The 10,339-nt window shown below is 45.0% G+C and carries 10 protein-coding genes; 9 read left to right on the forward strand and 1 reads right to left on the reverse strand.

Annotated elements, in window-relative coordinates; translation table 11 throughout:
- Positions 1–6: 6 nt before the first annotated feature.
- Genes Q4Q50_RS11250 through Q4Q50_RS11270 form a run of 5 tightly spaced genes read left to right on the forward strand, consistent with a single transcriptional unit; the run spans position 7 to position 5,004 of the window.
- A complete protein-coding gene (locus Q4Q50_RS11250; protein ID WP_259509783.1) occupies positions 7–522 on the forward strand; it encodes a chemotaxis protein CheW in 516 nt (171 codons plus the stop codon).
- A 2-nt stretch (positions 523–524) separates the two neighbouring features.
- Positions 525–2,498, forward strand: coding sequence for a methyl-accepting chemotaxis protein (locus Q4Q50_RS11255; protein WP_311899353.1), 1,974 nt, complete (start codon positions 525–527; stop codon positions 2,496–2,498).
- Positions 2,499–3,344: a CheR family methyltransferase gene (locus Q4Q50_RS11260; RefSeq protein WP_011846808.1), complete on the forward strand. Its 846-nt coding sequence runs from the start codon at positions 2,499–2,501 to the stop codon at positions 3,342–3,344. It begins immediately after the preceding gene.
- Complete coding sequence (gene cheD, locus Q4Q50_RS11265; RefSeq protein ID WP_011846809.1) at positions 3,331–3,951, forward strand: chemoreceptor glutamine deamidase CheD; 621 nt, start codon at positions 3,331–3,333, stop codon at positions 3,949–3,951. The genes Q4Q50_RS11260 and cheD overlap by 14 nt, the downstream gene beginning before the upstream one ends.
- Positions 3,952–3,954: 3 nt before the next feature.
- Positions 3,955–5,004, forward strand: coding sequence for a protein-glutamate methylesterase/protein-glutamine glutaminase (locus tag Q4Q50_RS11270; protein WP_311899354.1), 1,050 nt, complete (start codon positions 3,955–3,957; stop codon positions 5,002–5,004).
- Positions 5,005–5,104: 100 nt separating this feature from the next.
- Here the strand turns inward: Q4Q50_RS11270 and Q4Q50_RS11275 are convergent, their stop codons facing one another.
- Positions 5,105–6,745: a diguanylate cyclase gene (locus tag Q4Q50_RS11275; RefSeq protein WP_311899356.1), complete on the reverse strand. Its 1,641-nt coding sequence runs from the start codon at positions 6,743–6,745 to the stop codon at positions 5,105–5,107.
- A gap of 391 nt (positions 6,746–7,136) precedes the next feature.
- On the opposite strand from Q4Q50_RS11275, the gene Q4Q50_RS11280 reads away from it, so the two are divergent.
- The 4 genes from Q4Q50_RS11280 to Q4Q50_RS11295 all read left to right on the forward strand — a co-directional run.
- Entirely contained in the window at positions 7,137–7,817 is a 681-nt protein-coding gene (locus Q4Q50_RS11280; protein ID WP_311899357.1) for a class I SAM-dependent methyltransferase, read from the forward strand.
- Positions 7,807–8,868, forward strand: a complete 1,062-nt coding sequence (locus Q4Q50_RS11285; protein ID WP_311899359.1) for an HNH endonuclease — start codon at positions 7,807–7,809, stop codon at positions 8,866–8,868. Before Q4Q50_RS11280 ends, Q4Q50_RS11285 begins: the two co-directional genes overlap by 11 nt.
- A gap of 61 nt (positions 8,869–8,929) precedes the next feature.
- Entirely contained in the window at positions 8,930–10,045 is a 1,116-nt protein-coding gene (locus Q4Q50_RS11290) for a DUF1570 domain-containing protein (protein ID WP_311899360.1), read from the forward strand.
- Positions 10,046–10,154: 109 nt separating this feature from the next.
- Positions 10,155–10,339, forward strand: a 185-nt coding sequence (locus tag Q4Q50_RS11295; RefSeq protein ID WP_311899361.1) for a hypothetical protein, incomplete at its 3' end; no start/stop codon positions are given.

The raw sequence follows: 10,339 nt of genomic DNA on the forward strand, positions 1-10,339 counted from the left end.
CAGCAAATGGAGAGTCGATCAACCATGGCCGCCAAAGTGGAATACAGTTCCCAAGATGAAGTCGAGTTTTTGAGCTTTGTATTGGGTGATGAGCACTATGCCCTCGATATTATGTCCGTGAAAGAAATTCGCGGTTATGAGCCAGTCACTAAAATCGCCAACGCCCCCAGCTTTATTAAAGGTGTGTTAAATCTGCGCGGTGACATAGTGCCCATAGTCGATTTACGGATGAAGTTTGCTGTTGGAGCAGCCACTTATAACGAGTTCACTATCGTTATTATGCTCAACGTGTTCGAGCGCATTGTTGGCATAGTGGTCGATGCCGTATCCGATGTAATTAAGCTGTCGACTGAGGAAATCTTACCCGCACCAGAATTTGGGGTGGCATTCGATAGTCGCTACCTCAAAGGCTTAGCCACGGTTGAAGATAAGATGGTAATTCTGGTAAATATTCAGGCTCTGATCAGCAGTGATGAGCTGGGTCTAATTGATGCAAATAGTCTGACTGATCAGGAGCAATAATAATGGGTATCTTTAATATATTTGGAAATGCTGAAGCAAGCCTAGAAAAGGATGAAGAACGTCAGCGCTATTTTCAGTTGCTAGATAACAGCGGCAACAGCTTCATGATTGCTGACAGTCAGCGCAATATCATCTATGCGAATAAAGCCGTCGTCCGTTTGCTGCAAGAGGCCGAGGACGATATTCGTAAAGAGTTGCCTCAATTCTCGGTAGCCAAACTGATCGGCAGTAATATCGATATTTTCCATAAAAATCCAGCGCATCAACGCAATCTGTTAGAGCGCTTAACTCAGTCCCATACTGCACAAATCACCATTGGCAAACGTACCTTTAGGTTGATTTTGACGCCGATTATCACGGCTGAAAATAAACATTTAGGTACAGGTGTCGAGTGGATAGATCGCACCGAAAGTATTGAAGCCGAGCGAGCAACCCAGCGCATTATGGAAGCGCTCAATAATACCAGTACCAACGTCATGATCGCCGATGCTAACCGTACCATCATTTATATGAATCGCTCGGTCGAAGCCATGTTACGTCAGTCGGAGCATGAAATTAGGCAGGCTTTACCGCATTTTTCTGTGGATAAAATCCTCGGCAGCTCGATGGATATCTTCCACCGCAATCCTGCCCACCAAGCGAGTCTACTCGATAAATTAGACCGCAAATATGAATCGCTGATTAAGGTGGCCAGCTGCCATTTCCGTTTAACGGCCAGCCCCATAGTGTCTAAAGAAGGCGAGCGTTTAGGGACTGTGGTTGAATGGCTCGACCGCACTATTGAAGTGCAAACTGAGCAGGAGATTTCCCGCATTGTGACCGCAGCAGCTGCGGGTGATTTCTCCCAAAGGGCGGACACCGAAGGCAAGCAAGGTTTCTTCCTGATGCTGGCGAACAACTTAAATTCGTTAATTGAAACCTCTGACCGTGGACTGCAAGATGTGGCCCGCGTGCTGATGGCGCTGGCGGATGGCGATCTGACTACCCGCATTTATAACGACTATGAAGGCACCTTCAATGATTTGAAAAACTACTCAAATCAAACCGCTGAAAAGCTATCCTTCATGATCCAAGATATCCAACGAGCTGCGGATACCATCAATACCGCCTCAGCAGAAATTGCCCAAGGTAACGCCGATTTATCCAGCCGCACCGAAGAGCAAGCTTCGAGCCTAGAAGAAACCTCCGCCAGCATGGAGGAACTCACAGGTACAGTGAAACTCAATGCGGATAACGCCAGTCAAGCCAATGCCTTAGCATCTAAAGCCGCTGAAGTGGCGGTGGACGGTGGTGAGCTTATCCAGCAAGTTGTCCAGACCATGGCATCGATTAATGAATCGGCGCGTAAGATTGCCGACATCATTGGTGTTATCGATGGTATTGCATTCCAAACCAATATCTTAGCGCTTAATGCCGCCGTTGAAGCCGCGCGGGCGGGTGAGCAAGGACGCGGCTTTGCAGTAGTCGCATCAGAAGTACGCAGCTTAGCCCAACGCTCGGCCAATGCCGCTAAAGATATCAAGGCATTGATCTCGGATTCTGTCACTAAGATCGAAAGCGGCAACAGTCTCGTCGGTAAGTCCGGCGATACCATGAAAGAAATCGTCATTGCCATTAAACGGGTGAACGACATCATGGCGGAGATTGCCTCAGCGTCCAATGAACAAGCACTTGGTATAGATGAGATCAGCAAAGCTGTGGTGCAAATGGATGAAATGACCCAGCAAAATGCGGCCTTGGTTGAAGAAGCTGCCGCCGCTGCTGAAAGCATGCAATCTCAAGCGCAACAATTATCAGACAGTGTTGCCAGCTTCCGCGTAGATGACGATGAACAGCCGCATGTTGTTCAACCCACAAAGAAGAAAAAGCTTACGGCAAACACCACCTCGCTGACGGTTGCTCGTATGCCCGTTAAAGCAAAAATGCCCATGCCAAAATTGAAAAAAGTGGATCATGATGAATGGGAAGAATTTTAATTGAGCGAGCTTAAATCGTTGGAGCGGGAGTTTGCCTATACCACAGCGCACTTTAATACCGCGCGGACGACGCTGTATCGGTTTTCAGGTATTAAACTTGCCGATAGCAAGGATGCTATGGTGTACAGCCGTTTAGTGCGGCGGATCCGGACACTGAAATTGTCCGGTTTTTCAGCGTACTTTGACTATCTGCTCGCACAGGAAAGTGAACACCAAGAATTTATTAACGCCTTAACCACCAATCAGACGGCATTTTTTAGGGAGCCACATCATTTCGAGATTCTCAGGAAGTACTTATTGGAACATCCTGATACAAAAAGAATTTGGTGCGCAGCCAGTAGTACAGGTGAAGAGCCTTATTCGATAGCTATGGTAGTGGCAGAACACTTTGGCAACTTTAATACCCCCATTGAGATCATTGCCTCCGATATCGATAGTGGCGTACTGCATAAAGCCGAACAAGGTATTTATCCCCTGGAAAGAATTGAAGCGATCAGTGAGATACGTAAAAAACGATTCTTCCATCGAGGAAAAGGAGCTCAGTTTGGTAATGCCAGAGTTGTGCCAGAGCTAAGGCAGATGATCCAGTTTACCCGCATCAATTTACTCGACTCATTTTGGCCGTTAAAAACGCCAATCGATGTGATTTTTTGCCGAAATGTGATGATTTATTTTGATAAAGAAACCCAGGAAGTCATTTTAAAGCACATGATGAACTCCCTGAGTGAGGATGGACTTTATATTGCGGGACATTCGGAAAATTTTAATATGTTTCCGCAGATTATAACGGCGGTTGGACAGACTACTTATCGAGCAGCGAAAGGGAGTTCGAGTGCTAAAACCTAATATCGAATATGCCGTTACAGAGCCGAATCGCTACCATGATAGTCATTTTGGTTGCGATGCGGTGAAGATCTTACCCGGCGAATATTTTGCCACCCGTGAAAATACCATGATAGTGACAGTGCTTGGCTCCTGCGTGTCAGTGTGCTTGTATGATCCTAAGCTCAAAATCGGCGGGATGAATCACTTTCTATTACCAAGCGATAACAGTAATAGCACTGGAGTGCTCGCCGACTCTGCCCGCTACGGTGTGTATGCAATGGAACTGTTATTAAATGACTTACTAAAACTCGGTGCACGTCGAAGCGCAATTGAGGCAAAGGTATTTGGTGGCGGCAACATGTTGCAAGGTTTTACACTGCATAACATTGGTGAGCGTAATGCTGAGTTTGTAATTGAATATCTTAATACGGAAAATATCCCGATTATTGCCGCCGATTTACTCGATGTGTACCCACGTAAAGTATATTTCTTTCCCCATACGGGCAAAGTGAAAGTTCGCAAAATTAAAAGTTTACACAACAGCACGATTCTTGACCGAGAAAGCGAGTACCGCTTACGGGTTCGTAATCTCCCCACGGGCGGCGACGTTGAACTATTTGGTGATTAAGTTATGACGATCAAAGTACTCGTTGTTGATGATTCAGCGCTGATGCGCAGCCTACTGGGTAAAATGATTGAGGCTGACCCAGAACTGTCTCTGGTTGGGCAAGCTGCCGATGCCTATGAGGCCAAGGATATGGTGAATCAATTTCGCCCCGATGTGATTACTTTAGATATCGAAATGCCCAAAGTGGATGGCTTAACCTTTCTGGACCGCTTGATGAAAGCCAGACCCACAGCGGTAGTGATGATTTCTTCGTTAACCGAGCAGGGCGCAGATGCGACCTTTAACGCCTTAGCCTTAGGCGCGGTAGATTTTATCCCGAAACCGAAATTAGACTCGCCCCAAGATATCCATGATTATCAGGATTTGATTTTAGATAAGATCAAATCCGCCGCGAAAGCCAACATCATCAAACCGCAAAAATTTGTTGAGCCAACACGCCCAGTGTCGAGTAAGCGGCCGGTATTGGCCAATACAACCCTGACACAGCATTTAGTTGCAATAGGTGCCTCCACAGGCGGCACCGAAGCCATTTTGTATGTGTTACAGCACTTACCTGCGGCTATGCCGCCGATAGTGATCACCCAACATATGCCCGCGGGGTTTACCCGCACTTTTGCCGAACGTTTAAACCGACAGTCACGGATCACTGTCAAAGAAGCCGAGCATGGGGAACGACTCTTACCCAGTTATGCCTATGTTGCCCCTGGCGATCATCACCTTGAGATCATCAAAGTGGGTGGTAGTTATAAAGTCAAATTAACCCAAGATGAAAAGGTCAGCGGCCACAGGCCGTCGGTCGATGTGATGTTTAATGCCTTGGCCCAATGCGCCGCGCCTAATATCAGCGCAATGATATTAACCGGCATGGGCAAAGATGGCGCCGAAGGTATGGTGGTGCTGCATCAAAAAGGCGTCACCACCTTTGCCCAAGATGAACAAAGTTGTGTGGTATTTGGTATGCCAAGGGAAGCGATAAAGTGCCGCGCGGTGGATTATGTGGTGGAGTTATCACTAATGCCGAACAAACTTATCAACCACTTAAGCTCACTGTGATGGCGACATTGAATGGTCTTCAACATTAACCATCAATCTGGCGGTGAGCCAGATAATAAGACATGACTACTTGACTGATACTGTGGCTGGGTTAATTGAGTTAATCCTGCTCACTTGGTGAAACCACTAACTGATTTCGGCCTAATCGTTTCGCTTCGTACAAGTGTTTATCTGCAAGTAATAAGCAATCTTGAAACTCTTCACATTCGTCCGAGAACACTAAGCCGCCGCTGAGCGTCACTTTAAACTCGACGCCATCTTCGACAAATACAATATGGCTAAAGCTCTCGCGGATCGCATTTAACTTAGCAATGGCCAGTGGCTTTTGCATATCTGGCAGCACTAGCATAAATTCCTCGCCACCGTAGCGACCAGTAAAGTCCGTTTGCCGTAAGGATTGTTGTAACAGATGGGCAAAGGCCAGCAACACCTTGTCACCACCAGCATGGCCATAGGTGTCGTTAACCTTCTTAAAGTGATCTAAATCGAACATAGCAATACACACTTGAGAGTTAATTCGTTTAGCCACGTTATAGCAACGTCTCGCGGCAACCAGAATTTGGGTATGGTTTAACAGCCCTGTTAGGCTGTCGCGGCTTGCCGAACTGCGAATATCATGGCCACGTTGGGCGCGGGAAATCACTTGCGCGACAAATAAGCTCGGCGCGGTTTGCTTCGAAATTAGGTCATCCGATCCCGCTTGTATGATGCTGACTTTATTCTGCATAGTATCGTCAGAGCTCAACACTAGAATTGGGCTAGACGTGTATTTATCCAATTGGCGTATCATCTTTGCCAGTTCAAGCCCGTTTACCTCAGGCATGTATAAATCGAAGATAAACAGATCGGGTTCAAACTGCTCAAGGGCAGGCAAGACTTGCTCGGCGCTCGATAACCCTTTCACCATTAAACCGTGACTGCGTAACAGGCTTGAAAAATAATCCACCATAGATTGCTGATCATCCACCAGTAACACCTTCAAGGGCTGCTTCTCTGACATCTTGAGAGATTGATGGATTTTGCGCACCAATAAAGTGGTTTCCGCAGGTTTGACAAAATATTCGCTAACGTTGGCACGAATGGCCAGCAACCGCATGTCAAAATCCCCCCGCGAGGATAAAACAAACACTCGGGTATTGTTCTTTTCAAATTCTGTGGCGGCTTCGAACAAGGCCTCTTCAGTCCAATCGGGCAGAATTAAATCCAATAGAATCAGATCGAAGGGCGTTTCATTTTGCACCACCAGAAAGCTCGTGAAATTCAAAAAATGCTGCACACTAAAACCGAACTCTCGCAGTTGCTTTGTGATCATTGCGCCGACATTACCATCGTCTTCTATGATGGCAATATGATGATCATGCCGCGCCTTAGCCGGTTTATAGGGACTTTGCTGCATTTGCGCCTCCACCACAGGCGGCGACGGTTGACCGCGCATATTGTTTTGCAACAACTGGTGGAAGAGGGTATCTAAGCCTTTGATAGTAGGAAGTTCGGGAGCTGGCGCATTGAGCAACCCTTTAAGCTGCAGCTCAAGTTTATCGACTATTTGTTTGGTATCCGACAATCCAAAGGTCTCGCTCGACCCTTTTAAGTTATGCACCTCGCGATACACAGCCGACAGCATGTGTGCATTCCAATTCTTACGCAACGAAATCCACAAGGTAATGATTTGTTTCTTTTTATCCGGCAGTGCATGTAAAAACTGTCGTTTAAGTTGCTCTAACGAATCTTCAAAACTCATAGGCAATAGATATCCTAAATGATTGAGCCCTAGGCCTTCATCCCGATGTCGTCACAGCCCGAGACGATGAAACCCTTTTACACTGATACTAAAATTGACTCTGTTCTCCACAGAAGGATGCAACAGATTCAATCAATTGCGCGTATTTTCTCTCTGACTAATAGAGTGTAAACCACTGCAAAAAAAACGACGGAGAAATGTAGAGATGTCGCTTCCCTAAATAGACTTCCTTTTTAAATCGCCAATATTTGCGTTGTGACATAAAACGGCAAAACGTAAAATATTTTATGTAAAACAGCAGGATAATGATGACGTGTATTTTGTATCAAAAGCGATTGTGATAAGTTAGCCTCATTAAAAACAATCACTTGTTGCAAAAGGATCCTTGTCAGTGAGCATAGCATTTTATAATGACCACGCCGAAATACTCGCGGCACAGTATTTGTCTAAAACCTTTGAAGAAGTGCATTCAAGTTGGTTACATCATCTTTTACCTTTACTCGCCAAAAATACACTGTCGATATTGGATGTTGGAGCCGGTTCTGGGCGGGATGTGCATTACTTAGCCCAAAGGGCACAGGGCAAAGAGACGCAAATTATAGCAATCGAACCTGCTATTACTTTAGCGAAAATGGGGCAGGTATTAACCCGAGATTTGCCCGTGAGCTGGATTGAGGATGGTTTACCTCAGTTGCAAAAAGTGGTTGGCCTAGCGCAACAGTTTGATCTGATTTTACTCAGCGCTGTGTGGATGCATTTATCACCCTCTGAGCGCCCACTTGCACTGGCAACACTCTCACGTTTACTCAATTTGACGGGACTTTTAGTCATCAGTTTGCGCCATGGTCCAAGCCCCGATGCGCGCGTTATGCACCCCGTTAGTGCTGATGAACTGCTCACATTGGCTGCAGATTGTCAGCTACAACTTTTAGATTCGAGCCAAGATGAGACTGACAAACTCGGTCGCACACAAGTGCATTGGCAGACGCTAGTTTTTACATCCAAACTGATGCCAAGCGTAAATGCACCTGAAGCAAGCGTTATTATTCAGGGTCGTCATCATGCCGATTGATGCGAGAAGACAAGTTGAATTTATTAGCTATTTACAACGTCTGTTGGTTGAAGGGGATTTCGTTGCAACATATAAATTTGCCTTACTGCATGCGATCGCCGATATCTGCATCGAACGGCCATTAATACTCAATGCCGATCCTGAACAGAAAACCGCGATCAGTATTGATGAACTGGTTGAAAAGTTTATTGAACTCTATTGGCAACACTCTTTACCTTTTGGTGCTGTTAATGCGCATTTTGTTCTACTCCAAAATAATGGTAAGCAATCAGCCTTAATCAACAGTTTGATTGAGCTACGTAATCAAGGCGTTAACAGTTTATCCCAGTTAAAAGCGCATCTTAGTTATCCTGCTCTATTCAGTAAAACGCGCGGCACCGTTAAAGAGGGCCCGTTATGGCGCTTACAAATTTTGTCCCGAAACGCAGATTGTTTTCTTTATCCCCATGATAAAACTAAAAATTATATCGAGTTGAATCCGGGTATCGCATTCTGCTTCAGGCGATTTCATGATTTAGTGGTGTCATTAGCTCGCACACAATGGGTGCAGAAAGTCGCCGAGTTTCCCGCAAATCAGGTCGTTATTGGCAATAAAGGCAATTTAAGCGAGTTTCTATTTGGCAGTGACCGACAGACGATCACTCACGCTAGACCTGTGCTGCTTGATATCCAAAAGGGCCAATGCTTCTATTGCCATAAGTCATTAAAAGAAACTGGCGAAGTGGATCACTTTATTCCTTGGACACGATATCCTAATGATTTAGGGCATAATTTTGTCCTCGCTCATAGCAGTTGCAATAACAATAAACGCGATCATCTTGCCGCTCAGCACCATAAAGATAACTGGTATGAGCAAAATATTATCCAGCATGGCCAAGCGTTGCACTCTGAACTCAGCCGATATTTCGTCTGTGAGAGTGATCGCTCTGAAGCCATTACGACTTGGGCTTATCAGCTTGCAGGACAAAATCGCTCGCCTCTATGGCTCGATAAAAAGACCTTTGTGCCTTTTAACGCGACAGATAATGACTTATCGAGCACAGCAATTTAGATATTGAGGAAAACGGGCGATGGATAGCCGATTTAAGCGTAGTTTTTTGATGTTGTTCATCATGGCGATTTTAGCGCTACTGATTGATCATTATCATGGTCGTTGGTTTCGTGTTGAGTTTTCCCAAGTATTTGCAGAGCTAGCTCAGCCGTTGCAACAAGTTTGTATAAAACAGAATTGGCAATGGTGTTCAGCGAGCTCTATGCCATTAATGACTCGTGTTAATGATCTGCCTAATATTAAGCAGCAAGTAGATGAATATCATGGTGAAGATCAGTACCTAGGTTGTGATTTGTTGACTGTGCAAGAAGGACGCATTGCACAACAAAAAGTGGGGGGTGTTTATACTTGGGTTGATGAGAATGGCATAACTCATTTTTCTGATATAAATCATGCATCAGCTGAGAGTAAGTTAACTCAATATACTGAACCTAAATACAATTTCGAATTAAACATTGATTCCTTAGTCAGTACTCCACCGCCATTTTTTAGGGACCGACTGACCAGCACTATCAATCAAATCGATCAAATTTATCGTCGATATCTACCCAAGCGCACCCTACAGCCCATTAAGGTTAACTTGATGCTTGCAGGCAATTTAACTGCCTATAATAAACTTAAAAGACAGTACGCATCCACGGTAGGTGCAAGCCAAGGATTTTATTCAAGTCAGCATAATTTGGCCGCAGTTTGGCACAGAGAAGATACTCAAGCGTTTCGTACTGCAATTCACGAAAGCGTTCATGTCATTAATGCGGGTCAATTTGGTCATACTCCGCGCTGGTTTAATGAAGGCATGGCGGAATATTTTGAATCGCCCGCTTTTCTAGAAACGATTGATACAAATAATCGTTATGATGCCATCATTCAAAACAATTCCAGCCGAGGTCACGCATATCGTGTCGTTGACGAATCTATTTCTTTATCAATGGGATTGAGTGAACTATTAACGGCTTCAGACCATGATTGGCAGGGGCAAAAACAAGCTGCGTTATACCAGCATGCTCACAGTTTTATGGCTTTCCTCTTTAGCACTCGCCAAGGTCGAGTGACCTTAAAGCAGCTTTTGCTGCAATTGAGTGAGCAACGCTGCCAAGCTAAAGTAATCGATGAACTATTTACACGTTATCCTGATGGTATTAAACAACTGGATCATGATTGGAAAACGTGGCGTTAATTGAGTTTAAAAATCTTAATTATCTATTTTTAAAGGAAAGGTATGACAGAGTTACTAAAAGGGATTATTTCACTTTTATTGATAATACATGTCTAGTTTTGGAGGTTCGATGATGAAATCGATTTTCTTACTGCCCATATCTGTGCTTGTGCTGATAGGTTGTACAACGCCTAAATCGCCAAGCGAAGTGTATGACGAGTACAATGCTAAGGTACAGCAGGGGATGAGTTATCAAGAGGACAAGGCTTACTATACCCAACGTAAGCAAGCGGATGTTGAATCTAAGTTCCCACA

This window comes from Shewanella scandinavica (assembly GCF_031932065.1).
Classification (GTDB): Bacteria; Pseudomonadota; Gammaproteobacteria; order Enterobacterales; family Shewanellaceae; genus Shewanella; species Shewanella baltica.

Coding starts and splice junctions, on each gene's coding strand:
- Q4Q50_RS11250 (WP_259509783.1), top strand. CDS start 7: ATGGAGAGTCGATCAACCATGGCCGCCAAAGTGGAATACAGTTCCCAA.
- Q4Q50_RS11255 (WP_311899353.1), top strand. CDS start 525: ATGGGTATCTTTAATATATTTGGAAATGCTGAAGCAAGCCTAGAAAAG.
- Q4Q50_RS11270 (WP_311899354.1), top strand. CDS start 3,955: ATGACGATCAAAGTACTCGTTGTTGATGATTCAGCGCTGATGCGCAGC.
- Q4Q50_RS11275 (WP_311899356.1), bottom strand. CDS start 6,745: ATGAGTTTTGAAGATTCGTTAGAGCAACTTAAACGACAGTTTTTACAT.
- Q4Q50_RS11285 (WP_311899359.1), top strand. CDS start 7,807: ATGCCGATTGATGCGAGAAGACAAGTTGAATTTATTAGCTATTTACAA.
- Q4Q50_RS11290 (WP_311899360.1), top strand. CDS start 8,930: ATGGCGATTTTAGCGCTACTGATTGATCATTATCATGGTCGTTGGTTT.